Source organism: Actinokineospora lacus (assembly GCF_053813445.1).
Genome location: NZ_JBQERA010000003.1, coordinates 145,570 through 170,416 on the forward strand (window position 1 = coordinate 145,570; position 24,847 = coordinate 170,416).

At 72.8% G+C, this 24,847-nt stretch carries 28 protein-coding genes and 1 pseudogene; 13 read left to right on the forward strand and 16 right to left on the reverse strand.

The annotated features are described in order from the left end of the window. Positions 1-114: 114 nt before the first annotated feature. Both ACTG9Q_RS08750 and ACTG9Q_RS08755 read right to left on the reverse strand, forming a co-directional pair. On the reverse strand, positions 115-990 hold the full coding sequence (locus ACTG9Q_RS08750; RefSeq protein WP_455572150.1) for an HpcH/HpaI aldolase/citrate lyase family protein: 876 nt from the start codon (positions 988-990) through the stop codon (positions 115-117). Beyond that, on the reverse strand, positions 987-2,057 hold the full coding sequence (locus ACTG9Q_RS08755; protein WP_455572151.1) for an HpcH/HpaI aldolase/citrate lyase family protein: 1,071 nt from the start codon (positions 2,055-2,057) through the stop codon (positions 987-989). The genes ACTG9Q_RS08750 and ACTG9Q_RS08755 overlap by 4 nt, the downstream gene beginning before the upstream one ends. A 99-nt stretch (positions 2,058-2,156) precedes the next feature. On the opposite strand from ACTG9Q_RS08755, the gene ACTG9Q_RS08760 reads away from it, so the two are divergent. The 3 genes from ACTG9Q_RS08760 (at position 2,157) to ACTG9Q_RS08770 (ending at position 5,094) form a co-directional block, all read left to right on the forward strand. Continuing rightward, positions 2,157-3,014, forward strand: a complete 858-nt coding sequence (locus ACTG9Q_RS08760) for an aminoglycoside phosphotransferase family protein (protein WP_455572152.1) — start codon at positions 2,157-2,159, stop codon at positions 3,012-3,014. Positions 3,015-3,263: 249 nt separating this feature from the next. Beyond that, positions 3,264-4,526 (forward strand): magnesium transporter MgtE N-terminal domain-containing protein, encoded by a 1,263-nt coding sequence (locus tag ACTG9Q_RS08765; protein ID WP_455572153.1) that lies wholly within the window; start codon positions 3,264-3,266, stop codon positions 4,524-4,526. Further along, positions 4,519-5,094, forward strand: a complete 576-nt coding sequence (locus ACTG9Q_RS08770; RefSeq protein ID WP_455572154.1) for a DUF1003 domain-containing protein — start codon at positions 4,519-4,521, stop codon at positions 5,092-5,094. Before ACTG9Q_RS08765 ends, ACTG9Q_RS08770 begins: the two co-directional genes overlap by 8 nt. Here the strand turns inward: ACTG9Q_RS08770 and ACTG9Q_RS08775 are convergent. Beyond that, a complete protein-coding gene (locus ACTG9Q_RS08775) occupies positions 5,082-5,543 on the reverse strand; it encodes a MarR family winged helix-turn-helix transcriptional regulator (RefSeq protein WP_455572155.1) in 462 nt (153 codons plus the stop codon). The genes ACTG9Q_RS08770 and ACTG9Q_RS08775 overlap by 13 nt on opposite strands. A 114-nt stretch (positions 5,544-5,657) precedes the next feature. On the opposite strand from ACTG9Q_RS08775, the gene ACTG9Q_RS08780 reads away from it, so the two are divergent. Next, positions 5,658-6,803: an Mrp/NBP35 family ATP-binding protein gene (locus ACTG9Q_RS08780; protein WP_455572156.1), complete on the forward strand. Its 1,146-nt coding sequence runs from the start codon at positions 5,658-5,660 to the stop codon at positions 6,801-6,803. 92 nt (positions 6,804-6,895) lie between these two features. On the opposite strand, the gene tatB is transcribed toward ACTG9Q_RS08780, so the two are convergent. The 4 genes from tatB to sigE all read right to left on the reverse strand — a co-directional run bounded on the left by tatB (position 6,896) and on the right by sigE (position 10,195). Next, positions 6,896-7,276: a Sec-independent protein translocase protein TatB gene (gene tatB, locus ACTG9Q_RS08785; RefSeq protein ID WP_455572157.1), complete on the reverse strand. Its 381-nt coding sequence runs from the start codon at positions 7,274-7,276 to the stop codon at positions 6,896-6,898. Between the two features lie 42 nt (positions 7,277-7,318). Further along, positions 7,319-8,830: a S1C family serine protease gene (locus ACTG9Q_RS08790; protein ID WP_455572158.1), complete on the reverse strand. Its 1,512-nt coding sequence runs from the start codon at positions 8,828-8,830 to the stop codon at positions 7,319-7,321. Positions 8,831-9,089: 259 nt separating this feature from the next. After that, positions 9,090-9,629 carry a zf-HC2 domain-containing protein gene (locus ACTG9Q_RS08795; RefSeq protein ID WP_455572159.1) on the reverse strand — a complete coding sequence of 180 codons (540 nt, stop codon included), beginning with the start codon at positions 9,627-9,629 and terminating at the stop codon, positions 9,090-9,092. Then, complete coding sequence (gene sigE, locus ACTG9Q_RS08800; protein WP_455572160.1) at positions 9,626-10,195, reverse strand: RNA polymerase sigma factor SigE; 570 nt, start codon at positions 10,193-10,195, stop codon at positions 9,626-9,628. The genes ACTG9Q_RS08795 and sigE overlap by 4 nt, the downstream gene beginning before the upstream one ends. A 222-nt stretch (positions 10,196-10,417) precedes the next feature. Here sigE and ACTG9Q_RS08805 point away from each other — a divergent pair, with 222 nt between their 5' ends. Further along, on the forward strand, positions 10,418-10,987 hold the full coding sequence (locus ACTG9Q_RS08805; protein WP_455572161.1) for an O-methyltransferase: 570 nt from the start codon (positions 10,418-10,420) through the stop codon (positions 10,985-10,987). 16 nt (positions 10,988-11,003) lie between these two features. Here ACTG9Q_RS08805 and glgC read toward each other — a convergent pair whose 3' ends face one another. Next, positions 11,004-12,221 (reverse strand): glucose-1-phosphate adenylyltransferase, encoded by a 1,218-nt coding sequence (gene glgC, locus ACTG9Q_RS08810; protein ID WP_455572162.1) that lies wholly within the window; start codon positions 12,219-12,221, stop codon positions 11,004-11,006. Positions 12,222-12,349: 128 nt separating this feature from the next. Here glgC and glgA point away from each other — a divergent pair, with 128 nt between their 5' ends. Together glgA and ACTG9Q_RS08820 are read left to right on the forward strand one after the other, a co-directional pair. Then, complete coding sequence (glgA, locus tag ACTG9Q_RS08815; RefSeq protein ID WP_455572163.1) at positions 12,350-13,507, forward strand: glycogen synthase; 1,158 nt, start codon at positions 12,350-12,352, stop codon at positions 13,505-13,507. A 65-nt stretch (positions 13,508-13,572) separates the two neighbouring features. Next, positions 13,573-13,848, forward strand: a pseudogene (locus ACTG9Q_RS08820) (GtrA family protein); the annotation flags it as partial. 20 nt (positions 13,849-13,868) lie between these two features. On the opposite strand, the gene ACTG9Q_RS08825 reads toward ACTG9Q_RS08820, so the two are convergent. Together ACTG9Q_RS08825 and ACTG9Q_RS08830 are read right to left on the reverse strand one after the other, a co-directional pair. Then, positions 13,869-15,419 (reverse strand): leucyl aminopeptidase, encoded by a 1,551-nt coding sequence (locus ACTG9Q_RS08825; protein ID WP_455572164.1) that lies wholly within the window; start codon positions 15,417-15,419, stop codon positions 13,869-13,871. Between the two features lie 42 nt (positions 15,420-15,461). Then, positions 15,462-15,629, reverse strand: a complete 168-nt coding sequence (locus tag ACTG9Q_RS08830) for a DUF3117 domain-containing protein (protein ID WP_455572165.1) — start codon at positions 15,627-15,629, stop codon at positions 15,462-15,464. A 169-nt stretch (positions 15,630-15,798) separates the two neighbouring features. On the opposite strand from ACTG9Q_RS08830, the gene ACTG9Q_RS08835 reads away from it, so the two are divergent. Together ACTG9Q_RS08835 and ACTG9Q_RS08840 are read left to right on the forward strand one after the other, a co-directional pair. Then, positions 15,799-16,605: a PaaX family transcriptional regulator gene (locus tag ACTG9Q_RS08835; RefSeq protein ID WP_455572166.1), complete on the forward strand. Its 807-nt coding sequence runs from the start codon at positions 15,799-15,801 to the stop codon at positions 16,603-16,605. After that, positions 16,586-17,371 (forward strand): enoyl-CoA hydratase-related protein, encoded by a 786-nt coding sequence (locus ACTG9Q_RS08840; RefSeq protein ID WP_455572167.1) that lies wholly within the window; start codon positions 16,586-16,588, stop codon positions 17,369-17,371. The genes ACTG9Q_RS08835 and ACTG9Q_RS08840 overlap by 20 nt, the downstream gene beginning before the upstream one ends. Here the strand turns inward: ACTG9Q_RS08840 and ACTG9Q_RS08845 are convergent. From ACTG9Q_RS08845 to ACTG9Q_RS08870, 6 genes are read right to left on the reverse strand one after another with little or no spacing between them, the layout of a single operon-like run. Next, positions 17,358-18,521: a Fic family protein gene (locus ACTG9Q_RS08845; protein ID WP_455572168.1), complete on the reverse strand. Its 1,164-nt coding sequence runs from the start codon at positions 18,519-18,521 to the stop codon at positions 17,358-17,360. The two genes, ACTG9Q_RS08840 and ACTG9Q_RS08845, sit on opposite strands and share 14 nt — an antisense overlap. 57 nt (positions 18,522-18,578) lie before the next feature. Next, on the reverse strand, positions 18,579-19,118 hold the full coding sequence (locus tag ACTG9Q_RS08850; RefSeq protein WP_455572169.1) for a DNA-3-methyladenine glycosylase I: 540 nt from the start codon (positions 19,116-19,118) through the stop codon (positions 18,579-18,581). Continuing rightward, positions 19,115-19,558: an SRPBCC family protein gene (locus ACTG9Q_RS08855; RefSeq protein WP_455572170.1), complete on the reverse strand. Its 444-nt coding sequence runs from the start codon at positions 19,556-19,558 to the stop codon at positions 19,115-19,117. The genes ACTG9Q_RS08850 and ACTG9Q_RS08855 overlap by 4 nt, the downstream gene beginning before the upstream one ends. After that, positions 19,555-19,866, reverse strand: a complete 312-nt coding sequence (locus ACTG9Q_RS08860; protein WP_455572171.1) for a DivIVA domain-containing protein — start codon at positions 19,864-19,866, stop codon at positions 19,555-19,557. The genes ACTG9Q_RS08855 and ACTG9Q_RS08860 overlap by 4 nt, the downstream gene beginning before the upstream one ends. A gap of 39 nt (positions 19,867-19,905) precedes the next feature. Beyond that, positions 19,906-20,586 (reverse strand): HAAS signaling domain-containing protein, encoded by a 681-nt coding sequence (locus ACTG9Q_RS08865; RefSeq protein ID WP_455572172.1) that lies wholly within the window; start codon positions 20,584-20,586, stop codon positions 19,906-19,908. Beyond that, complete coding sequence (locus ACTG9Q_RS08870) at positions 20,568-20,906, reverse strand: PadR family transcriptional regulator (RefSeq protein WP_455572173.1); 339 nt, start codon at positions 20,904-20,906, stop codon at positions 20,568-20,570. The genes ACTG9Q_RS08865 and ACTG9Q_RS08870 overlap by 19 nt, the downstream gene beginning before the upstream one ends. A gap of 115 nt (positions 20,907-21,021) precedes the next feature. Between ACTG9Q_RS08870 and ACTG9Q_RS08875 the strand changes: the two genes are divergently transcribed. The 4 genes from ACTG9Q_RS08875 to cydD are packed head-to-tail and all read left to right on the forward strand — an operon-like array spanning position 21,022 to position 24,798. Then, a complete protein-coding gene (locus tag ACTG9Q_RS08875; protein WP_455572174.1) occupies positions 21,022-22,173 on the forward strand; it encodes a cytochrome ubiquinol oxidase subunit I in 1,152 nt (383 codons plus the stop codon). Then, entirely contained in the window at positions 22,167-22,289 is a 123-nt protein-coding gene (locus tag ACTG9Q_RS08880; protein ID WP_455572175.1) for a hypothetical protein, read from the forward strand. Before ACTG9Q_RS08875 ends, ACTG9Q_RS08880 begins: the two co-directional genes overlap by 7 nt. Further along, positions 22,283-23,239, forward strand: a complete 957-nt coding sequence (locus tag ACTG9Q_RS08885) for a cytochrome d ubiquinol oxidase subunit II (RefSeq protein WP_455572176.1) — start codon at positions 22,283-22,285, stop codon at positions 23,237-23,239. Before ACTG9Q_RS08880 ends, ACTG9Q_RS08885 begins: the two co-directional genes overlap by 7 nt. A gap of 44 nt (positions 23,240-23,283) precedes the next feature. Continuing rightward, positions 23,284-24,798 carry a thiol reductant ABC exporter subunit CydD gene (gene cydD, locus ACTG9Q_RS08890; protein WP_455572177.1) on the forward strand — a complete coding sequence of 505 codons (1,515 nt, stop codon included), beginning with the start codon at positions 23,284-23,286 and terminating at the stop codon, positions 24,796-24,798. Positions 24,799-24,847: the final 49 nt, after the last annotated feature.

Sequence of the window (24,847 nt, forward strand, 5' to 3'; positions counted from 1 at the left end):
AATTGGCCGCAAATCTTCACCGTTGGTTGCCAGTTAGCGGGGAGACCTGGGCCACACGAGGGAGACGTCCGTCACAGTACAGGGATCTTGTGACTGACCGTCACTAAAAATTGGTCACGTACTGTCATCCGCCGTGCGGATGACAGCGTCCACCGCGAGCACCCGGCGCGCGTTGTCCACGTGCAGGTTCTCGATCATGCGGCCGTCGACGGTGACCACACCCCGCCCCTCGGCCGCGGCCGCCTCGAACGCGGCGATCACCGCGCGGGCGTCCTCAACCTCGGTATCGGACGGGGCGAAGATTTCGTTGCACGGCCCGATCTGGCCGGGGTGGATCAGGGTCTTGCCATCGAAGCCGAACTCCCGGCCCTGGCGGCACTCCGCCGCGAACCCGTTCAGGTCCCTCACCTGGTTGTAGACGCCGTCGAGGATGACCTTGCCCGCGGCGCGCGCGCCGAGCAGCGCCAGCGACAGCCCGCCCAGCAGCGGCGCGCGCCCCGGCACGTGCTCGGCGTGCAGCTCCTTGGCCAGGTCGTTGGTGCCCATGACCAGCACGGTCAGCCGGGGGCTGGCCGCGGCGATCTCGTGGGCGCGCAGCATGGCGATCGGGGTCTCCAGCATCGCCCAGATCGCGGTGTGGCCGGGGGCGCCCGCGGCGTCCAGGGCGGCCTCCACGGCGCGCACCTCGGCGGCGGAGTCCACCTTCGGGACCACGACCGCGGCCGGGCCCACCCGGGCGACGGCGCGCAGGTCCTCGGCGTGCCACTCGGTGTCGAGGGCGTTGACCCTGACGGTCAGCTCACGGCGGCCGTAGCCGCCCGCGGCCACCGCCGCGCAGACGCGCTCGCGGCCCTCGGCCTTGGCGTCGGGGGCGACGGAGTCCTCCAGGTCGAGGATCAGCGCGTCGGCGGGCAGGGTCTTGGCCTTCTCCAGTGCCCGCTCGTTGGCGCCGGGCATGTAGAGCACGGAGCGCCGGGGGGTGAGGCTCATGCCAGCGCCTCCTTCGTGGCGGTCTCGTAGGCCGAGGCCAGCTCGGGGTCGCGCGCGGCCAGCGCGTCGGCGAGGTCGGCGACCACCCTGCACTGCTTGACCGTGGCGTCGTCCTGCATCTTCCCGTCGATCATCACCGCGCCGGTGCCGTCGCCCATCGCCGCGATCACCCTGCGGGCCCAGGCGACCTCCTCCGCCGCCGGGGAGAAGACCTTCCTGGCGATGTCGATCTGCTTGGGGTGCAGGCTCCACGCGCCGACGCAGCCGAGCAGGAAGGCGTTGCGGAACTGGTCCTCGCAGGCCACGGTGTCGGCGATGTCGCCGAAGGGGCCGTAGTAGGGCAGGATTCCCGCGCCCGCGCAGGCGTCGACCATTCGCGCGACGGTGTAGTGCCAGAGGTCCTGCTGGTAGGTGGTGCGGCCGGTGGTGAGGTCATCGCCGGTGGCGTCGGTGCGCACCAGGTAGCCGGGGTGCCCGCCGCCGACCCTGGTGGTCTTCATCCGGCGGCTGGCGGCGAGGTCGGCCGGGCCCAGGGAGATGCCCTGCATCCGCGGGCTGGCGGTGGCGATCTCCTCGACGTTGGCCACGCCGCTCGCGGTCTCCAGGATGGCGTGCACCAGCAGCGGGCGCTGAAGCCCCGCCCGCGCTTCGAGCTGGGCGAGCAGGCGGTCGACGTAGTGGATGTCGGCGGGCCCCTCGACCTTGGGGACCATGATCACGTCGAGCTTGTCGCCGATCTCGGTGACCAGCGTGAGCAGGTCGTCGAGCACCCACGGCGAGTCGAGGCTGTTGACCCTGGTCCAGAGCTGCGTGTCGCCGAAGTCGGTCTCGCGGGCCACCCGCACCAGGCCCGCGCGCGCGGCCTCCTTGCGGTCGGCGCGGACGGCGTCCTCCAGGTTGCCCAACAGCACGTCGGCCCGCGCCGCCATATCGGGAACCTTCGCGGCCATCTTCTCGTTGCTCGGGTCGAAGAAGTGAATCATCCGCGACGGCCGGAACGGGATCTCCCGCAGCGGTTCCGGCGCGCCGACCGCGAGCGGGCGGAAGAAGTCCTTGGGGGAACGCATCGGGCCTCCGAAGCTGTCTACCGGCCGGTAACGACTAGAAGTTGTAGTCGACCACGGCGGTCGGTGGAGCGCCATCGTGACCAACGACATGGGGGCACCGTGCTCGACATCCCGCGACCGTTCGCCACGGCCTTCGCCGGACGGCAGGGCCAGGCGGGCCGGGACTGGCTGGCCGGGCTGCCCGCCCAGGGCGCCGCGGCGATGGCCCGCTGGTCGCTGACCCCGGACGGCCCGTCCTGGTCCGGCTTCTGCTCGGTCGTGCAGCCGGTGCTGCGCGCGGACGGCACCCGGGCGGTGCTCAAGCTGGGCTGGCCCCACCCGGAGGCCGAGCACGAGGCGCTGGCCCTGTCGCTCTGGGACGGCGACGGCGCGGTGCGGCTGCTGGCCCACGACGACTGGACGCTGCTGCTGGAGCGCCTGGACGCCTCGGCCACCCTGATGGACGTCCCGATGGACGAGGCCCTGACGATCACCACCGGACTGATCCGCCGCCTCGATCGTCCCGCTCCCCCGGTGGTGCGCCGCCTGCGCGACGTGGCCGAACGCCGGGCCGTCGACCTGCCCGCCGAGAACGCCGCCTTGGACGACCCGATCGACGCCGAGGTGATCGCCCGCGCCGTCGCCTACTGCCGCGAGCTGGGGCCGAAGGCGGGAGACCGCCTGGTCAACGAGGACCTGCACTACGCGAACGTGCTCGGCGGCACCCGCGAACCGTGGCTGGTCATCGACCCCAAGCCGGTCGCCGGAGACCCCGAGTACGGCCTCATCCCCCTGCTGTGGAACCGCCACACGGAAGGCGACCTCGCCGACCGCCTCGACACCCTGGCCGAGGCCACCGGCATGGACCGCGCCCGCGCCCGCCGCTGGACCTTCGTCCGCGCCGTCGACTCCTGGCTCCGGTCCGACGACGACCCGGCGGGCCAGGGCGCCAAGGTGATCATCGAGGCGGTGAGCTAGGCGGTGAGCTGGGCCGGGCGGCCGGAGGCGGGCCTCCGGCCGCACCCCCAGTGCTCCCGGCGGTGACAGCACACCTCATCCGGGCGCTGTGTGGCCACTGATTCGACCCTCGTCGAATCAGGGCGAAAGCGCTGCGCGATTCCGGGCTGGTCGCCGTGCGCCGCGACGGCCGATCCGGGCGCTGTCAGCGCGCGGAGAAGAGCGAGGTGTGGCGGGTGGGCGCCAGGGCAGGCGGCTAGCCTGACGGGCGTGGCAGGCACCAAGGTCTTCGCGGCGCAGCTGGTCGGGCTCCCGGTGTTCGGGCCGGACGGGGAGTCCATCGGCAAGGCCGGGGACCTCGTGGCCGGGCTGCGCAACGACGGCGCCCCGCCGAGGGTGCTGGGCATGGTGGTGGAGCTGGCCACCCGGCGGCGGATCTTCGTGCCGATGCTGCGGGTCGCCTCCATCGAGCCCAACGCGGTGACGCTGGCGACCGGGTCGGTCAACATGCGGCACTTCACGCAGCGGCCGCACGAGGTGCTGGTGATCGGGCAGTTGCTGGACGCGCGGGTGACCGTCACCGAGACCGGGCGGGTGGCCACCGTGGTCGACACCGGGATGGAGTGCACCCGCACCCGGGACTGGGTGCTGAGCCGCATCGCCGTGCGGGAGCGGACCGGGCGGCTGGGCAGGCACGGGCCCATCCAGGTGCTGGACTGGACCGCCGTGGCCGCGCCGGGGGTCACCGAGCTGGCGGGCCAGCCCCAGGACGCGCACCGCCTGCTCGCGGTGTTCGAGACGATGCGCGCCGCCGACGTGGCCAAGGCGCTGCAGGACCTGCCCGCCAAGCGCCGCCACGAGGTCGCCGACGCCCTGGACGACGAGCGGCTGGCCGACGTCATCGAGGAGCTCTCCGAGGAGGCCCAGACCGACCTGCTGCGCCACCTCGACGAGGAGCGCGCCGCCGACGTGCTGGAGGCGATGGACCCCGACGACGCCGCCGACCTGCTCGCCGAACTGTCCGAACCGGACAAGCAGCGGTTCCTCGAACTCATGGAGCCCGAGGAGTCCGAGCCCGTCAGGCGCCTCCTGGAGTACAGCTACGACAGCGCGGGCGGCCTGATGACGCCCGAGCCGATCGTGGTTAGCCCGGAGTCCCCCGTGGCCGAGGCGCTGGCCAGGGTCCGCAACCCCGACCTCACCCCGGCGCTGGCCAGCCTGGTGTTCGTCTGCCGCCCGCCGTCGGCCACGCCGACCGGGCGCTACCTGGGCTGCGTGCACATCCAGCGGCTGCTGCGCGAGCCGCCGTCGACGATGGTGGCGGGCATCATCGACGGGGACCTGACCTCACTGCGCCCGACGAACTCCCTGCTCGACGTCACCCGGTTCTTCGCCACCTACAACCTGGTGTGCGCGCCGGTGGTCGATGACGCCGACCACCTGGTGGGCGCGATCACCGTCGACGACGTCCTCGACCACCTGCTGCCCGAGGGCTGGCGGCACTCGCAGACCGAGGGGGTCGGCGGTGCCTGAGCCGACGATGCGCCGCAGGCTCGACCAGCCCCGCACCCCGCGCGGGCTGCGGGTCAGCTTCGACCCGGACGCCTTCGGCCGCTTCTCCGAGCGGCTGGCCCGGTTCCTGGGGACCGGCAAGTTCCTGTTCTGGCAGACCCTGCTCGTGCTGATCTGGATCACCCTGAACCTGACGGCGCTGTCGCTGCGCTGGGACCCGTACCCGTTCATCCTGCTGAACCTGGCCTTCTCCACCCAGGCCGCCTACGCCGCGCCGCTCATCCTGCTCGCCCAGAACCGCCAGGACGACCGCGACCGGGTCTCGCTGGAGGAGGACCGGGCGCGCGCCGCCCAGACCAAGGCCGACACCGAGTTCCTGGCCCGCGAGCTGGCCGCGCTGCGGCTGGCCGTCGGCGAGGTCGCCACCCGCGACTACCTGCGCGGGGAGCTGGAGAAGCTGCGCGGGAACCTGCAGGGCGAGCTGAAGAAGGCGGGCAAGAAGCGCCACGCCGACCCCGTGCGCGATGCCCCTGTGCGCGATGACCCCGTGCGCGAGGACCCCCGCTGGGACGAGGCTCACTCCGGCTGATCGGCCAGCTCCCCGCAGACGCGGCCGATCTCGGCCAGCTCGTCGGGCTTGAGGTGCTCCACGAAGTGCCGCACGACCCCCGCCAGGTGCGTGCGCGACGCGGTCCGCAGCGTCTCCAGGCCGCGCTCGGTCATCGCCGCCACCACTCCGCGCCCGTCCCCCTCGACGCGCTCGCGCACCACCAGCCCGGCCTGCTCCAGCCGGTCGACGAGACGGGTGACCCCGGAGCGCGAGAGCAGCACGGCGTCGGCCAGCTCGGCCATCCGCAGCCTGCGCTTGGGCGCCTCGGCGAGCTGGAGCAGCACGTCGTAGGACCCGAGGGACAGCCGCTGCTCGGCGATCAGCTCTGCTTCCAGGCTGCGGGTGACGCGGGCGTGGGCGCGCAGGAAGTTGCGCCAAGCGGCGAGTTGGTCGCGGGTGGGTCTGGCGGACTGCTCCGGCAGAGTCAACGGCGGCCTCCTTCACGGGGAGAGTCGATCGTACGTAGGCGCGGCGTCCCGTGGGTGACCAACCCGTGGCGCGGGCCCTGCGGGGGCGGGGCTACCAGTCCGTAGCATGGAGAGGTGACTTCCCCCGACCAGGTTCCGAGCGACGAGGCCGTGCGCACCGCGCTGGCGAGCGTGCAGGACCCCGAGATCCACCGCCCGATCACCGATCTGGGCATGGTCAAGGACGTGACCGTGCACCCGGACGGGCGGGTGGACGTCGCCATCTTCCTCACGGTGGCGGGCTGCCCGCTGCGCGACAAGATCACCCGTGACGTCACCGCGGCGGTGTCCGCGCTGCCCGGGGTCAGCTCGGTCGCCGTCGAGCTCGACGTGATGTCCGACGCCCAGCGCACCGCCCTGCGCAAGTCCCTGCGCGGCGACGCCGAGGAGCCCCGCATCCCCTTCGCCGAGGCGGGCTCGCTGACCAGGGTGTACTGCGTGGCCTCCGGCAAGGGCGGCGTCGGCAAGTCCAGCGTGACGGTCAACCTCGCCGTGGCGATGGCCGGGCGCGGGCTCAAGGTCGGCATCGTCGACGCCGACATCTACGGCCACTCCATCCCGCGCATGGTGGGCGCGACGGACAAGCCGACCAAGGTCGAGAAGATGATCCTGCCGCCGCAGGCCAACGGCGTGAAGGTCATCTCCATCGGCATGTTCACCCCCGGCAACACCCCGGTCGTCTGGCGCGGCCCCATGCTGCACCGCGCCCTGCAGCAGTTCCTGGCCGACGTCTTCTGGGGCGACCTCGACGTGCTGCTGCTCGACCTGCCGCCGGGCACCGGCGACATCGCCATCTCGGTGGCCCAGCTCATCCCGAACGCCGAGATCCTGGTGGTGACCACGCCGCAGCAGGCCGCCGCCGAGGTCGCCGAGCGCGCGGGCGCCATCGCCCTGCAGACCCGCCAGCGGATCGCGGGCGTCATCGAGAACATGTCCTGGCTCGAGCTGCCCGACGGCTCCCGCATGGACATCTTCGGCACGGGCGGCGGCCAGGCGGTGGCCGACTCGCTGTCCAAGGCCATCGGCTCCCCCGTCCCGCTGCTGGGCCAGGTCCCGCTCGACCCGCGCCTGCGCGAGGGCGGCGACGCGGGCGAGCCGCTGGTGAAGTCCCAGCCGGAGGCGGCCGCGGCGAAGGTGCTGCACGAGATCGCGGGCAAGCTGTCGGTGCGGGCGCGCGGCCTGTCCGGCCGGATGCTCTCGGTCAGCCCCGCGGGCCGCTGACCACACATCAGGTCACGCAGGTCCGGCCATACACGTCCGGCCACACCGGTCAGGTCACGCGGGTCCGGCCACACGGGTGAGGTCGCGCGGGGTCAGGTCGCGTCGGGGTCGAACTTCCGGCCCTGCTGGGGCGGGTCCGTGGGCTTGACCTCGGGGAACGACGGCTGGGCGGTGTAGCCGTTGGGCTTGATGCCGTTGGCGTGGTCGTCGTCGCCGAAGAGGTGGTTGGCGACCATCTGCTTGGGGTCGAAGTTGCGCAGCTGGCGGAGGTCTTCGAGGGGCTTGCGCAGGTCCTCGTACTCCGGGCCGAGCTCGGTCTTGAGCTGGTCGCGCGCGCCGGTGGCGAAGTCGCGCACCTTGCGGACGCTCTTGCCCACCCAGGACGCCGCCGCGGGCAGTCGCTCGGGCCCCAGGATGAAGAGCCCGGCGATGCCGAGGACGAGGATCTCGGCCCAGCCGATGCTCTCGAACACCCCTGTACCTCCGAACTACGCCAGTGCCACCAGACTAGCCGGTCAGTCTGACGCCAGGGTTACCTGAATGGTCAGCTCCTGGCCCTGCCGCGCCAACACCACGGGAACGGTGTCCCCTGGCCGGTGCGAGCGCACGGCCACGGTCAGCTCGGCGGCGGTGCGCACCTGCCGGTCGCCCACCTTGCGGATCACGTCCCCCTCGACGATGCCCGCGTTCGCCGCCGCGCCCCCCGCGGTGACGTTCACCACCTGGGCGCCCTCGGCGGTCTCGGCCGAGACCGACCGCACGTTCGCCCCGAGGTCGGCGTGCTTGACCGCGCCGTCGCGGATCAGCGCCTCGGCGATCCACTTGGCGTCGTTGGACGGGATCGCGAAGCCGAGCCCCACGCTCCCGGTGTTGCCCGCGCTGCTGCGGATCGCGGAGTTGATCCCGACCAGCGCGCCGGTGGAGTCGATCAGCGGTCCCCCGGAGTTGCCCTGGTTGACCGCGGCGTCGGTCTGGATGGCGTCGTAGGTGATCGGCGCCTGCCCGTTGTCGCCACCCGCGACGACCGGGCGGTTCATGGCGCTGACGATCCCCTCGGTGACGGTGTCGGTCAGCCCCAGCGGCGACCCGATCGCGATGACGGCGTCGCCGACCTCCAGGTCGTCGGAGTCGCCGAAGGACAGCACGGTCGGGTTCTCCACCTCGACCTTGATCACGGCGAGGTCGGTCTTCGGGTCGGTCCCGACGACCCGGGCGTTGGCCCGCGTCCCGTCGGTGAACAGCGCCGAGACCTGGGCGGACTCGTCCGCCCGCCCTTCCAGGGTGACCACGTGCCAGTTGGTCACGATGTAGCCTGCCCCGTCGATCACCACGCCTGAGCCGAACCCGCCGCCGCCCTGCCGGAGCCGGACCTCGATGGACACCACGGCGGGCCGCACCCGCGCGGCCAGGTCGGCCACCGAGCCCGGCGGCCGCTCCTTGCCCGCGCTGGTCTCGGCCAGGGTGACGTCCCGGGTCAGCCCCTCGCCGCTGCGCGCGAGCAGCCACCCGCCCACCCCGCCAGCACCGCCGATGAGCAGCGCGACGAGCGCCAACACCACCAGCGCCATCGGCTTGACCCGCCGCCCGAACAGCACCTCGGGAAGGCTCAGCTGCCGCCCCCGGCCACTGGCCTCGCCACCGGACTCCTTCGGGGCGTCCACGTCGAGCGCGGGCGGCCCGATGACGGCCCCGGCTCCCGGGTCGCGCCACGGATTTCCCTGGTCGGCCCATAACGGGTCGTCGTCGCCACCGCGCCCGAACCCGACCCCCGGGGGCCGCTGCAGCGTCTCGGCCTGCCCGTCCGGACGCCCGAACGCCGACTCCAGCGCGGCGGGCGTGGGCGGGCCCTGCCGCGCCCCGTCGACCGGCGGCACCCCGCCGCCACCGGCCGCGAACGCCCCCTCGACCCCGGCAGGGCGCCCGAAGACAGCGGTCTCCGCCGGATCGACCGCGGGCCTGCTCAACGGCCGGGGCCCGACCCGCTGGTCATCCGGAACGTCCGGCACGAAAGGCAGCTGCTCGCTCATCGCCCTCAGAATGCCCTGCCCCCAGTGAAATGCCTGTTCAACTCGGCCAACGGCGCCGGCGAGCCCGCAACGAGGCCAGCGGTGACGCCGGCGGTGACGAACGCGGGGATCGGCGGGAATCGGGCACGCGAACGGAGGCTTCCCTGGGCACCAGGGAAGCCTCCGGGCACTGACAAACCTTCACACAACCGGCGGCGGGGCAGTCCCCACCGCCTGCTCCGACCCACACCGTTCCAACCCCGACGTCAGTGACCCGACGTCAGCGGGCGGACATCAGCCGGAAGCCCACCGAGCTGACCAGCTCCACGTCGCTCGCGGCAGGCGTCTGCATCCAGGCGGGCGCCGCGCCCGTGTTCACCAGGGCCAACGCCCCCAACACCAGACCGGACACCACGACCCCGGCCCCGGTCCGGCGGCCCAGCACGGCCCGGCCATCGCCCAGCCGGGTGGAGGACCCGAGCGGCTCCCCACCGGCGAACGCCTCCGGCCGCTGCACCGAGACCAGCTGCCCGTCCCGGGTCACCGCCAGCCCATCGGGCGCGGCGGGCAGCTCCACTTCCTGCGGGATCGCCCGCAGCGCGGCCAGCAGCCCGGCCGACGCGCCGGGGGTGCCCGCGCCGCGCACGGCGGCGCGCGCCTGCCGCTGCGCGCTGATCTCCGCCGAACAGCACGCGCAGCGCGCCGCGTGGCTGGCCACGCGCTCGTGCGCGGTGAGGCCGAGTTCGCCGTCGACGAAGGCGACCACCGCGTCCGGCAGCAGGTGCTGCTCAGGCAGCGCCCAACCGCGGTCGAGGGTCATGAGGCGGCCTCCTGTGCGGCGCCCAGCGCCCTGCGGCGCTCGAGCGACGCCTTCAGCGCCTGTCGTCCCCGGTGGATTCGGCTGCGCACGGTCCCCAGCTTAACCCCGAGGGTCGCGCCGATCTCCTCGTACGACAGGCCCTCGACGTCGCAGAGCACGACGGCGGCCCGGAAGTCCGGGGGCAGCTCGTCGAGGCTGGCCTGCAGGTCCGGGTCGAGGTGGGTGTCGGTGTAGATCTCCTCGGGGCTGGGGTCCTCGCCCTTGATGCGCTCGTCGTTGTCGGGCAGGGCGTGCATCTTGACCCGGCCGCGCCTGCGGACCATGTCGAGGAAGATGTTGGTGGTGATGCGGTGCAGCCAGCCCTCGAAGGTCTGCGGCTTGTACGAGTTCAGCGACCGGAACACCTTGATGAAGACGTCCTGGGTGATGTCGTCGGCGTCGTACTTGTTGCCCGAGAGCCGGTAGGCCAGCCGGTACACCCGGTCGGCGTGCTCGCGGACGACCTCGTCCCAGGACGGGGTCACCCACTCCACGTCCTCGACCGGGACCGTCTGCGTCTGCGTCATCGTGGGAACCCGCACCTCCTGGAGGCTGTTCGCCTGATCAACGATTCCCTGCCGCACTTTGTTCCCCCGCTTTCGACATCCCCGCCGTCTGCGACCAGCATGCCGGGCGTCGATGTGGTGACCGTGAGAGTGACCTGAGACCTCCCTGAGAAATCGTCGGCGAGGTGACCTTCCGATCAGATTCACCCGCATCCGGGACCCGCGGCGCTAATCTGCCTTCCCGTGGCACCCGATTCGTCCGCCGTGCAGGCGGGGGTCGTCGAGGACGACACGCTCACGGCCGCGCGGGCGCGCGCGGCGGCGCTGGGCTGCCCGCCCATCGGCCCGAAAGCGGGCGCCGCGCTGCGGTTCCTCGCCACCGTACTGCGGGCGAAGGCGGTCGTCGAGATCGGCACGGGGGCCGGGGTCAGCGCGCTCTACCTGCTGCGCGGCATGGTCCCCGACGGGGTGCTGACGTCCATCGACATCGAGCCCGAGCACCTGGCCGAGGCCAAGCGGGTGCTGCGCGGAGCAGGCATCCCGCCGGGTCGCACCCGGCTCATCATGGGCCGGGCCACCGACGTGCTGCCCCGGCTCACCGACGGCGGCTACGACCTGCTGTTCGTCGACGCCGCCAAGGCGGACTACCTGGACTACCACCAGCAGGCCATGCGCCTGCTGCGCCCGGGCGGGGTGCTGGCCTTCGCCGACGTCTCGGGGTTACCCGAGCTGGTCCGGGCCGTGCGGACCGACGACTACCTGGTCCCACTGGTGATGGACGAGGGCCTGCTCGTCGCGGCCAAGAACGACTGACCTCACCCGGCCCGCCTCACTCGGCCCGGAAGCCCTTCCCCAAGACCACGATGTTGCCCGCGCTGACGGTGTACTGCGCGCGGTCCAGCTCCGGGTCCACGCCGATGCGCACACCGTCGGCGACCACCACGTTCTTGTCCAGGATCGCCCGGCGCACGGTCGCGCCCTTGCCCACGCGGGTGCCCGGCAGCAGCACGCTGCCCTCCACCACCGCGCCGTCCTCGATGACGACGTCGGAGAAGATGACCGACCGGGTCACCGTGGCCCCGGAGATGATCGACCCCGGCCCGACGATCGAGTCGGTGGCGATGCCCGCGTGCACGAACTTGGCGGGCGGCAGCGGCGGGGTGGCCGTGCGGATGGGCCACTCGCGGTTGTAGAGGTTGAACACCGGGTGCGGGGAGACCAGGTCCATGTGCGCGTCGTAGTAGGCGTCGATGGTCCCCACGTCGCGCCAGTACCCGCGGTCGCGCTCGGTGGCGCCGGGGACCTCGTTGTGGTCGAAGTCGTAGACGTGCGCCACACCGGCGTTGACCAGCATCGGGATGATGTCGCCGCCCATGTCGTGCACGGAGTCGGGGTCGGCGGCGTCGGCGCGCAGGGCCTCCAGCAGCGTCCGCGTGGAGAAGATGTAGTTGCCCATCGACGCGAAGGTGACGTCCGGGTCGTCGGGCACCGACGGCGGGTCGGCGGGCTTCTCCAGGAAGCCGGTGATGCGGCCGGTGGCGTCGGAGTCGATGCAGCCGAACGCGCGCGCCTCCGCCCTCGGCACCCGGATGCCCGCGACGGTCACCCCCGCCTGCGCCTCGATGTGGTGGTCGAGCATCTGCTCGGGGTCCATCCGGTACACGTGGTCGGCGCCGAAGACGACGATGTAGTCGGGCTGCTCGTCGTAGACGAGGTTCAACGACTGATAAATGGCATCGGCGCTGCCGGTGTACCAGCGCTTGCCCAGGCGCTGCTGGGCGGGCACCGGGGTCACGTACTGGCCCAGCACGTTGGACAGCCGCCACGTGGTCGAGATGTGCCGGTCGAGGGAGTGCGACTTGTACTGGGTCAGCACGCACAGCTGGTGGAACCCGGCGTTGACCAGGTTGGACAGCACGAAGTCCACGAGGCGGTAGTTGCCGCCAAAGGGCACGGCTGGTTTGGCCCGGTCGGCGGTCAGCGGCCAGAGCCGCTTGCCCTCGCCGCCCGCGAGCACGATTCCGAGTACACGCGGCTGCCCTTTCACGAGGTGACCCTAACCGCAGCGAGCGGATCACTGCCAGATGGAACACCGCTGTCGGTGGCCGGTTGATCCCGCGTTAACCCACCCGCCGCAATGCGTTCGCCCATGTCCCCAGCGGTTACGGTGGCCGCGTGCGCATCGGATTGCTGAGCAGGGAGTACCCGCCGGAGATCTACGGCGGCGCGGGCGTGCACGTGGGGTTCCTCGTGCCGCGGCTGCGTGAGCTGGTCGAGGTGGACGTGCACTGCTTCGGCGGGCCCCGCGCCGACGCGGTCGCCCACAACGACACCCTGCCCGGGGCCAACGCCGCCCTGCGGACCCTGTCGACGGACCTGTCGATGGCGGCGGCCACCGCCGGGGTCGACCTGGTGCACTCCCACACCTGGTACGCCAACTTCGCGGGCCACGTGTCCGCGCTGCTGCACGGCATCCCCCACGTGATCACCGCGCACTCCCTGGAGCCGCGCAGGCCGTGGAAGGCCGAGCAGCTCGGCGGCGGCTACCGCCTGTCGTCGTGGGTCGAGCAGTCCGCCTACGAAGCCGCGGACGCGATCATCGCCGTCAGCGAGGGCATGCGCACCGACGTGCTCGACTGCTACCCGGACCTCGACCCCGCCCGCGTGCACGTGGTCCGCAACGGCATCGACACCACCGAGTACCACCCGGTCGCCGAGACCGACGCGCTGCGCCGCCACGGCGTGGACCCCGACCGGCCGATCGTGCTGTTCGTCGGGCGGATCACCCGGCAGAAGGGCCTGCGCCACTTGGTCGCCGCCGCGCACGCCTTCGCCCCGGACGCCCAGGTCGTGCTGTGCGCGGGCGCGCCGGACACCCCGGAGATCGCCGAGGAGACCCGGGCCGCCGTGGCCCGGCTGGCCGAGTCCCGGCCGGGCGTGCACTGGGTCCAGGAGATGCTGCCCGCCGCCGAGCTGCGCCAGTTCCTCAGCGCGGCGACGGTGTTCGTGTGCCCGTCGGTCTACGAGCCGCTGGGGATCGTCAACCTGGAGGCGATGGCCTGCTCGACCGCGGTGGTGGCCTCGGACGTGGGCGGCATCCCGGAGGTCGTGGCCGACGGCGAGACCGGGCTGCTGGTCCACTACGGACCCGATCCCGGCGCCTACGAGGCCGATCTGGCCGCCGCGGTCAACCGGGTCCTGGCCGACCCGTCCTGGGCCGCTGAGCTGGGCGCGGCCGGTCGGAGGCTGGCCGAGCGGGAGTTCTCCTGGACCACGGTGGCCGAGCAGACGGTGGCGGTGTACCGGGCGGCTGAGAGATCGGTCAGGCGGTGACGCTTACGGTGGTCTCTGTGGACACCCGACGTCCCCGGTTCACCCGCTACGCCGTGGCCTCGCTGGTGGCGACCGGCATCACCCAGCTGGTCCTGTGGGCGCTGTACGCGCACGCCACGGTGGACGCGCTGGCCGCCAGCACCATCGGCTTCGTCGTGGGCGCCGTGCCGCACTTCGTGATGATCCGGTGGTGGGCGTGGGGTCAGCGGGGCCGCCCGCGGCTGACGCGCCAGGTGGTGGGCTACCTGGTGGTCACGGGGCTGGGCGGGCTGGTGTCGGTCGGGTTCACCACCGCGGCCGACGCGCTGCTCGGGCCGCTCGTCAGCGACCGCGGCACCCGGTCGCTGGTGCTCAACCTGGCCTACGTGCTCGGCGGGCTGCCGGTGTTCGTGGCCAAGTTCGCGATCCTGGACCGGCTCTTCGCCCAGCCGGAGAACGACTCGGCCAGCTCCACCAGCGTGCGCGCGCCGAACCCGGTCGCCCCGGGCACGACGTCGCCGTAGGTCTTGTCCGCGCGCGCCGGGCCCGCGATGTCCAGGTGCGCCCACGGCAGGCCGCCGGTGAACTCGCGCAGGAACAGCGCCGCGGTGATGCCGCCCGGCCCTGGCGGGCATTGGCGCAGGTCGGCGATGGTGGAGACGACGTCGTCGGCGCACTCGGCCAGCAGTGGCATCCGCCACCACGCCTCGCCCATGCGCTCGCCCGCAGCGCTCACCCGCGCGGCCAGGTCGTCGTCGGTGGCGAACAGGCCGCCGGTGCGCACGCCCAGGGTGACCTTCATCGCCCCGGTGAGGGTGGCGACGTCGACCAGCACGTCGGCGCCGAGGTCGGCGTGGGCGTAGGTCAGCGCGTCGGCGAGGACCATGCGGCCCTCGGCGTCGGTGTTGGTGACCTCGGTGGTCTTGCCGCCGTACTGGGTGACGATGTCGCCGGGGCGGTAGGCCGAGCCGGAGATGTGGTTTTCCGCACACGGCACCAGGCCGGTGACGCGCACGGGCAGCTCCAGCCGGGCGATGGCGATGACCGCGGCGATCACCGCGGCGCCGCCCGCCATGTCGGTGCGCATGAGGTGCATGCCGTCGGCGGGCTTGACCGAGATGCCGCCGGTGTCGAAGGTGATGCCCTTGCCGACCAGCACCAGGTGCGGGCCGGTGCCGGTGCCGTAGGAGAGCTCGAGCAGGCGCGGCGGACGTGCCGAGCCGCCGCCCACGGCCAGCAGCCCGCCGAAGCCGCGCTCGGCCAGCCAGCGCTCGTCGCGGACCACGGCGTCCACACCGGACACCTTGCCCGCCGCCCTGGCCGCGGTCCTGGCCAGCCAGTCCGGCGCCTTGACGTTGGACGGGGTGTTGGCCAGGTCGCGGGCGAAGGCGGTGGCCGCGGCCAGCACCGCCGCCCGCTCCGCGGCCCGGCCGATCAGCGCCCGGCGGTCCGGATCGGACACCACCAGCCGCAGCCCGCGCAGCCGCGGCGGCGGCTCGTCGCCGGTCACGGCGAAGCGGTACCCGCCGAGCAGCACGCCGCGCACGAACGCCGAGACCGCGTCCGTGTCGGCGTCGGCGGGCAGTTCGAGCTGGACGGAGCGCGCGGACGCGTCGTCGGCCTCGGTCAGCCGGTCGCGGGCCGCCCGCGCCAGCGCGGCGCCCGCGGCCCGCCAGTCGGCCGCGGTGCCCGCGCCGATCCCGACCGCCCAGCGCGTGCCCGCGCCGGACGGGCCCTGCTGGACCTCGCCCGCCTTGCCGGTCAGGCCGACCGCCGCCACCCACTCCCGGCTCAGCGCCGGGTCGCCGAAGGTGGGCGGGTCGCCGTCGTCGGCTCGACGGGCGAGCGCGATGACGGGCACGCCTGCGCGCGGCGCGGCCGCCACCTCGACTGACGGCAGCGGCGATGGCACCGTGGGCACCGGCGTGGGCAAGCGGTCCTCCGGGGTGGGGATGGGTCGGGGAGAGGCGCGGGTCTAGCCGACAGCGTTCTTCAGGGCCTCGCCGAGGTTGCCCGCTTCTTCCGGAGTCATCTCGACGACGAGGCGTCCGCCGCCCTCCAGCGGGACGCGCATCACGATGCCCCGGCCCTCCTTAGTCACCTCAAGGGGACCGTCTCCGGTCCGGGGCTTCATGGCCGCCATAGCGTGCTCCCTCCGTCATAGCCTGCCTACCAGGCCGGGAGTCAACCGGCCGGGCCGTGGCCATTCTCCCCTATCCGCTCGCGGCGGTGAAATCGGAACCGATCATCGCGTGTCGGTGACCGGCCATGATGTGGCGCGCGGCCGGTTCGGGCTGACAGACTCCCGTCACGTGCGTGCCCGATCGGCCCTGTTCGACGTCTACGGCGCCTACCTGCGCGGCCGTGGCGGGGCGGTGACCATCGCCGCCCTGGTGCGGCTGCTGGCGCCGCTGGACTTCGGCGCGCCCGCGATCCGGACCGCGGTGTCCAGAATGGTGCGCCAGGGCTGGTTGGCGCCCCGGCGGCTGCCCGAGGGGCCCGGCTACGCGCTGACCCCGAGGGCGGAGCGCCGCCTCGACGAGGTCGGCGGGCGGATCTACCGGCTGGGCGCCTCCACATGGGACGGCCGCTGGCACGTGGTGGCCCTGCCCGAGCTGCCCGCGCGCACCGCCCGCGACCGGCTGACCTCCTCGCTCCGCCTGCTCGGCTACGGCCCCCTCGGCCCAGCCACCTGGGTGGCCCCGCGGCCGTCGGCCGGGCTGGCCGAGGTGCTGGCGGCCGAGTCGGTGACCGCCCGGGTGTTCCACGGCGCCCTGGAGGGCGACGACGCCGACCTGGCCGCGACCGCCTGGGACCTGTCCTCCCTCGGCGCGGAGTACGCCGCGTTCGTGGCGGCCTGGCGGCCGCGGATGTCCGCTGTGGACGCCGCGGACCCGGCGGCCTCCTTCGCCGCCTGCCAGCGCCTGCTGCACGAGTGGCGCAAGTTCCTGTTCCGCGACCCGGGGCTGCCCTCGGAGCTGCTGCCCGCCGCGTGGCCGGGCACCTCGGCCGCGGAGTTCTTCGACACAAACACCGCCCGCCTGGGCCCATCCGCGGCAGAGTTCGTCGACTGCTGCCTGACCAACTCCGGAGGGTGCTTTGACCGAGCTGCTCATTGACGACCGCGACGGCGTCCGGACGCTGACCATGAACCGCCCGGAGGCGTTCAACTCGCTGACCGTGCGGCTTAAGGAGTCCCTGCTGGCGGCCCTGACCGACGCCGCGGCGGACCCCTCGGTCCGCGCCGTCGTCCTGACCGGCGCGGGCAAGGCCTTTTGCGCCGGGCAGGACCTCAAGGAGCACATGACCCTCCTGGCCGCGGGCGACCCGGCCCCGCTGTCGACGGTCGAGGCCCACTACAACCCGATTGTGACGGCCATCACGACGCTGCCGAAGCCAGTCATCGCCGCGGTCAACGGCATGGCGGCCGGGGCGGGAGCCTCCTTCGCCTACGCGTGCGACCTGCGGATCGCCTCCGACGGCGCGAAGTTCCTGATGGCCTTCGCCAACGTCGGCCTGACCGCCGACTCGGGCGCGTCCTGGACCCTGCCTCGGCTGATCGGGTACGGCCGGGCCATGGAGATGATGCTGCTCGCCAAGCCGGTCGACGCCGAGGAGGCGCTCCGGGTGGGCATGGTGACCCAGGTGGTCCCCGCCGCCGAGGTGCTGCCCACCGCCCAGGCCCTGGCATCGCGCATGGCGGCAGGCCCGACCACCGCGTACGCCAAGATCAAGGAGGCGCTGCTGGCGTCGGCCGGGGGCACGCTGGCGGACGGCTTGGCGGTCGAGGGACGGACCCAGGCCGAGGCAGGCCGGACCGCCGACCACCGCGAGGCCGTCGACGCCTTCGTGGCCAAGCGCACCCCGGACTTCACCGGCCGCTAGCCCACGCCCGCAACTCCGTGACCGACTGCGCGGTGCCGGTGTAGGGGTTGATCAGCGCCCGCTTGTCCTGCGCGACCCGATCACGCACAGCGCGCAACTCAGCCGAGGCGGCGTAGCTGCGCCCCTTGGTCTCGCCGCGAGGGGCCAGCAGCCCGGCTGTGACAAGCGCGCGCAGGTCCCGGCCTGCGGCTCCCGTCTCCAGTTCCGCCTGCCGCGCGTAGCTCGCCCGGCGAACCCGCAAGCCGACCATGGCGTCGTAGAGCGCGTATCCGACCCGCTCGTGAAAGCCGTGGCGAAGCGTGATCCTGTCGATCTCACCCCACAGCCGGGACGCGTCCCCGACCCTGCGCAGGACGGTCTGGGCCTGCATGTGGTGGGCAGCGAGATTGAACCTGACCCACGCGCCGGTCTCAGCCGACGGATTCCACGCACCCTTGCCCACCTCTGCAAGCACCGCGTAATACGCGGCGGTGTTGCGACCCAGCCACTCCTCAATGCTGCTGAACTCCGGGGTGATCACCTGCTCACGCGCGAGGACCAGGGTCTGAAGCGCCCGCGCCATCCGACCGTTGCCGTCCCGGAACGGATGGATCATGACGAGGTTCAGGTGTGCCATCGCCGCTCGGACGTAAGGCGGACAGCCATCCGCCCCGCGCAGATCGTCGATGAGTCCGGCCATCAGGTCCTCGAGGAGGGAATGGTCGGGGCCCTCGTAGACGATCTCGCCTGTCTCCTCGTCAAGCACATAGGTGACGTTCTGGCGGTAGCGGCCAGGGCTCTTCGCCAGGTCATGGCCCAGCATCATGAAGTGGAGACTGCGCAGTAGCGTCTCATCGAGCCTGAAATGCGGATCGTTCGCCAATTCCTGGACATAGGTCAAGGCGTTGCGATAGCCGATGATCTCCAGTGACGTGCGATGGTCAGCGTCTTGGGGCTCCTCGTCCTCCATGAGGGCGATCGCGTCATCCAGCGACACTTCGTAGCCTTCGATGCTGTTCGACCCCTGGATAGCCCTGGCCTTGAGGTTGCGGCGCAGCTGGCCTTTCCACCGTCGAGGAGCCCGTAGCTGGTGTCGCAGTTGTTCACGGGCATCGTCGATCTCCGCGATGACCTTGTGGTCGTCGTCATCCAGGCGCGGTTCAAAAAGCACAGGAAAAGTGTGCCAATGACCAGATCATCTGTCAACGCGAACAGATGATCTGGTCATTTAATCGGCGCGCCAGCAGGTGGTGATGTGGTCGTCGACGATGCCGGTGGCCTGCATGAGGGCGTAGCAGGTGGTGGGGCCGACGAAGGCGAAGCCCCGGCGTTTGAGCTCCTTGGCCATGGCCTTGGACTCCGGGGTGATCGCGGGGACGTCGGCCAGGGTGGCGGGGCGGGGGCGGGGGGTGGTGGGGGCGAAGGACCACAGGAGCTCGTCCAGGGGGACGTCGAGGTCCAGGACGGCTTGGGCGTTGCGGATGGTGGCGTCGATCTTGGCGCGGTTGCGGACGATGGCGGCGTCGGCCAGCAGGCGGGTGACGTCGGCGTCGGCGTACTTCGCCACCACGGCCGGGTCGAAGCCCGCGAAGGCGGCGCGGAAGGCGGGGCGCTTGCGCAGAATCGTGATCCACGACAGGCCCGACTGGAACGCCTCCAGGCTCACGCGTTCGTACATCTCGTGGACGCCGCGCAGGGGTGTCCCCCACTCGTCGTCGTGGTAGGTGACGTACTCCGCGGTGTTCGCCCAGCCGCACCGGTCGCTCACGCGCGGGCCTCGGCGAAGTCGGCGAAGCGGCGCAGGGAGTGGCGGACGCCGAGGCGGAAGGCGGGGCCGGTCACGCGCCAGCCGAGGGCGCCCACCCGGCCCAGCGGCGGCTCAAGGCGCTCCCACCACACCAGCGTGCTGCGGCTGACCCCGCGCGGCTCGACGGTGAAGCCGCCCACCCCGCGGACCAGTTTGCCGACGTGGGTGACCTCGCACGCCACCGGCGGCTCCCAGTGGGTGATCTCCATGCGGTCAGTGAACCCCAGGGGGCCGACACCGGTTCGCGCCCACAGGCGGGAGCCGACGGACCGGCCGTCACCGGAGGTCACGCGCACGCGGGTGCCGAGCATCCACGAGCCCTGGTGGTGCCAGTCGGTCACCGCGGCCCAGACGACGGCGGCGGGGGCGACGATGTCGACGCGCTCGACGACCTCGATCACCGGTCCACAGCCTCCGGGGCCCGCGCGGCCTCCAGTTCGGCGACCCGGGCGCGCAGGGCGTCCAGTTCCTCCCCCGTGCGCCGCAGCACCCAGTCCACCTCGCTCATCTTGTATCCGCGCAGGACGAGCTGGAAGCGCACGCCGCGCAGGTCCTCGCCGGTCAGGGCCTCGCCGGGCAGCCTGGTCGGTGAGGCGCCGGGGGGCAGGGCGGGCAGTTCCTCGCCGCGGCCGAAGATCACCGAGGCGAGGAGGAACACCACGGCCGCCACCAGGACCATGACGACGAGGTACACGAGAGCGGAGGTCACGGGGCCGATGGTGACACGCCGGCACCCCACCGCGCATCGCTAACCCGCCGTGGACCGCAGCGAGCGGTGCGAGAGCACCAGCAGCCGCCAGTGCACCGCGAAGATCACCGCGCCCGCCAACAGGCATGGCCAGGGCACCATCAGCACGTCGATGTCGACCCCGATGGAGACCCCCAGCAGCGCGAGCAGCGTGGCGAGCAGCACGACCGACCCGGCCACGGCCAGCAGCGCCGCGGCCCGCCCCAGGCGCCGGGTGTCGACCGCGCGCCTGCTGAGCACCCGCACGGCGACCAGCGCCACCACGAGCAGCCCGGCCACCACCCAGCCCGCCAGGCTCTGGACCTGGGCGACGATCCCGTACCAGTCCGGCGGGCGCGGGCCGTAGTCGCGCCACGAGCCGATCCAGACCAGCTCGTTGACCTGCCACAGCGCGTGGATCACCGGGATGGCCAGCAGCACCGAGCGCAGGGTCCGCGCGCCCTCGGCGACCCCCAGCTCGGCCTGGTACGCCCGCGCGATGCGCGCCGGGTCGCCGAACTCGGCGACGGCCTGCCCGCGCGGGTCGGGGTGGCCCGCGGCGGCGTGTGCCTCCGCGGCGTCGTCGAGGCCGTCGCGGGCCTCGGCGAGCAGGTCGGCCTTGGCCTTCGCGGGTCCGGACAGCCGGGCGTCGAGCGCGGCGAGGTAGTCGGCGATCGGGTCGCTCAGGCGGGTCTCGGCCACGGGCCGCCTCCCAGGATCGTGTCGATGGCCGCGGTGAACTCCCGCCACTGCGCGCGTTCGGCGGCCAGGGCGCGGGTGCCCGCGGGGGTGAGCCGGTAGGTGCGCCGCTGCCGTCCGCCGACGGTGCTCCACTCGCTGAGCAGCAGCCCGCCGCGCTCCAGCCTGCGCAGGGCGGGGTAGACGGTGCCGGTGGGCAGGTCCAGCGCCCCGCCGCTGCGCTCCTGCAGCGCCTCGATGATGGCGTAGCCGTGCAGCCGGTGGCCGTCGAGCGTGGCGAGCAGGAGCGCGTCGAGGTGGCCGCGGAGGGCATCGGCCTTCATGTCGAGGACCTTACGGACGGGTCCGATCCCGGCTCTCGGGGGCAACCCTGATCCCACCCTGATCTTTGCGCGGATCGCTCCATATGTAGACACGCTACATGTAGCGTCACGACTTATGGATGCCGTCGTGCTCGCCCGGCTGCAGTTCGCCGTGACGACCTCGTTCCACTTCTTGTTCGTGCTGCTCACGCTGGGCCTGGTCACCCTCGTGGCGATCACGCAGACCCGCGCGGTCGTCCGCGGCGACCCGACGCTGATGCGGATGACCCGGTTCTGGGGCCACCTCTACGTGATCAACTACGCGGTCGGGATCGCCACCGGGATCGTCATGGAGTTCCAGTTCGGGCTGAACTGGAGCGGGCTGTCGTCGTTCGCGGGCGACATCTTCGGCGCGCCGCTGGCGGTGGAGACGCTGGTCGCGTTCTTCCTGGAGTCGACCTTCCTCGGCCTGTGGATCTTCGGCTTCGACCGGCTCAACCCGCGCCTGCACCTGGCGCTGATCTGGCTGGTCGCGCTCACCGCGTACGCCTCGGCGCTGTGGATCATGACCGCGAACGCGTTCCTCCAGCACCCGGTCGGCTACGAGCTGCGCGGCGGCGTCCTGCGGCTGACCGACTTCGGGGCGCTGCTGACCAACCCGACCTTCGGCGACGCCCTCGGCCACGTCCTGTCCGGCGCGCTGCTGGCGGGCGGGGCGGTGATGGCGGGCATCAGCGCGTGGCACCTGCTGCGCGGCACCGCCGAGACCGAGTTCTTCCGCCGCTCGCTGCGCACGGGACTGGTCGCCGCGGCGATCGGCGCGCCGATGACCATCGGCTTCGGCTTCGCCCAGCTGCCGATCATCGACGAGCTGCAGCCCGCCAAGCTCGACTCGCCCCCCGGGCTCGGGATGGCGCTCGCGCTGATGATGCTCATCGGCCAGACGCTGGCGCTCACCTCCTGGGCACTGCTGCTGGTCCTGTTCCGCGGACAGCCGCGCTGGGCGCTGTGGCTGGCGGTGCTGGCCATCCCCTGGCCGTTCGTCGCCGCCATCAGCGGCTGGCTGCTGCGGGAGATCGGCAGGCAGCCGTGGCTGGTCTACGGCCTCCTGCGCACCGAGGACGCGGCCAGCCAGACCGACCCCACCACGATGCTCGTCTCGCTGATCGTGTTCAGCGCGCTGTTCGCGGGCCTGGCCATCGCCGACTGGCGCCTGCTCAGCAAGGTCGCCAAACGCGGTCCCGTGTCCACGGAGGAATTCATCCCGAAGGAGGTGCGGGCATGGTGACCGCGCAGCTCCTCGCGGGCCTGACCAACGCCGACGCGCACCTGCCCGACAAAGTCGCCAAACACGGTCTCGTGTCCACAAAGGAGTCTGATTTGCGGGAGGTGCGGGGATGGTGACCCTCTGGTTCGCCCTGCTCGGCGTGTTGTTCGCCGGGTACTTCGCCCTGGCGGGTGCCGACTACGGCACCGCGGTGCTGATGCGGGTGGTCGGGCGCACCCACGAGCAGCGCCGCGCGGTGCTCGCCGCGACGGGGCCGTTCTTCCTGGGCAACGAGGTGTGGCTGGTCGCCGCCGTCGGGGTGCTGTTCGGGGCGTTCCCCCGGCTGGAGGGCGAACTGCTCTCGGCGCTGTACCCGGTGCTGGTGCCGCTGCTGGCCTGCCTGATCGCGTACACCGCCGCGGTGCAGTTGCGCGGGCGGTGGGACGCGGGCGGCAAGGCGGGGTGGGACGTGCTGATCGTCGGTGGGGCGGGGTTCGTCGCGTTCGGCTGGGGCGTGTTCCAGGGGGCGTTGCTGGCCGGGCTGCCGCTGGACGCCTCCGGGCACCGGGTGGGCTCGGTGCTGACCCCGGTGACGGTGGTGTGCGGGCTGGCGTTCGCGGCCCTGGTGGCCGCGCACGGCGCGGTGTTCCTGGTGTGGCGGTCGCCGGGGTTGGGGGCCGGGCGGCTGGTCGTGCGGCTGACGCGGCTCGCGGCCGGGCTCGTGGGGGTGGTCGTCGTGCTCGCGGTGGTCGCCGTCGACGGGGTGCGGCCGTGGGTCGCGCTGCCGGGGGCCGCCGCGGTGATCGCCTTGGTGCTGGCGGGCGGGCGGCTGAGCGGCGGGGTGGCGGCACTGTGCACCGGGCTGGCGTGCGCGCTCCCGGTCCTGGTGATCGGCGCGGCGCGGGCACCGGTGGCCCTGCTGTCCACAGCGGACCCGGCGGGCACGCTGACGCTGGCCGACGCGGCGGCCGGGCCCGCGACACTGGCGGTGCTGTCGTGGTTCGCCGTGCTGGTGCTGCCACTGGTCGCGGCCTTCCAGGGCATGTGCTGGTGGGCCTACCGCAACCGAACCCCGGTGTTCTGGTGACGGCCGCGCTTCGCCGCGATGCGCCTTCGCGGTCCGGTTCTCCGATGAAGGCCGTCCCCGGTATCAGTTGCTATCTGGCGATTCTGGGTGTCTTCGGGGTGCTGACGGCGGCTGTGGTGTTGGCGCAGGCCGAGTTGGTGGCGGCTTTCCTTGTCGGGCCGTCGGTCTCCGCCGCGCTTGTCGCGGGTGGGGCGCTGGTGGTGCGGGCCGGGGTCGGGTGGGGGCGGGAGGTCGTCGCGGCGCGGGTGGCCGCGCGGGTGGGCCACTCGCTGCGGCTGCGGGTGCTCGACGGGGTGCCGGGTGAGGCCGGTGCGACGGCGACGCTGCTGACGAAGGGGCTCGACGCGCTGCGGCCGTACCTGGCCGGGTACCTGCCCGCGCTGGCGGTCGCGGCGGCGGTGCCGGTGGCGGTGTTGGCACGGCTGGCTTTCGTCGACGTGACCTCGGCGGCCGTGGTCGCCCTGACGCTGCCGCTGGTGCCGGTGTTCGCGGCGCTGGTCGGGGCGCACACCGCGGCGCGCACGCGGTGGGCGGCGCTGGCTCGTCTTGGCGGGCACTTCCTGGACGTGCTGCGCGGACTGCCGACGCTGCGGCTGTTCCAGCGGGCCCAGGCGCAGTCGGAGACGGTGCGGGCCATGGCCCGCGCGCACACCGACCTGACCATGCGCACGCTGCGGGTGGCGTTCCTGTCGGCGCTGGTGCTGGAGCTGGTGGCGACGCTGTCGGTGGCGCTGGTGGCGGTGCCGGTGGGGTTGCGGCTGCTCTCCGGCGGGGTCGACGCGCACACCGCGGTGCTGATCCTGGTGCTGGCCCCGGAGGCGTACCTGCCGCTGCGGGCGGTGGGCGCGCGGTTCCACGCCAGCACGGACGGGTTGGCCGCGCTGGCGGCGGCGACGGCCGTGCCGCGCCAGCCGGTGCGCGGGACCACCCGGCCGCCCGACCCCCGGTCCTCGGACATCGTCTTCGAACGGGTGACTGTGTCCTATTCGGACAGAGATCCGGTGCTGCGGGACGTCGGTCTGCGCATCGCGCCGGGTGAGCGGATCGCGGTGGTGGGTCCGAGCGGGTCGGGCAAGAGCACGTTGTTGGCTGTGCTGCTGGGTCTGGTGGCGCCGTCGGCGGGCCGGGTCACGGTGGGCGGGGTCGACCTGCGGGCGCTGGACCCGGGCGCGTGGCGGGCGCACCTGGCGTGGGTGCCGCAGCGGCCGTGGCTGTTCGCGGGCTCGCTGCGGGAGAACGTCGCCATCGGCGGCCCCTCGGTCGACACCGCTGTGACCTCCGCCGACCTCGGCGCCCTGTCCGGCGACCTGGACGTCGGCACCCTGTCCACCGGGCAGGCGCAGCGGGTGGCGCTGGCCCGCGCCCTGGCCCGTCCCGATGCCGCCGTCGTCCTGCTGGACGAGCCCACCGCCCACCTCGACGGCGCGGGCGAGGCCACCCTGCTCACCACCTGGCGCGCCTTGTCCGCGAACCGGACCTCACTGGTCGTCGCCCACCGCCCCGCCTTCCTCCACGAAGCCGACCGCGTACTCGTCGTCCGGGACGGGGTCATCCAGTGACATCCCCGATCCTCGCCGCGACCGCCGAACTGGTGGGCGTCGCCCGCCT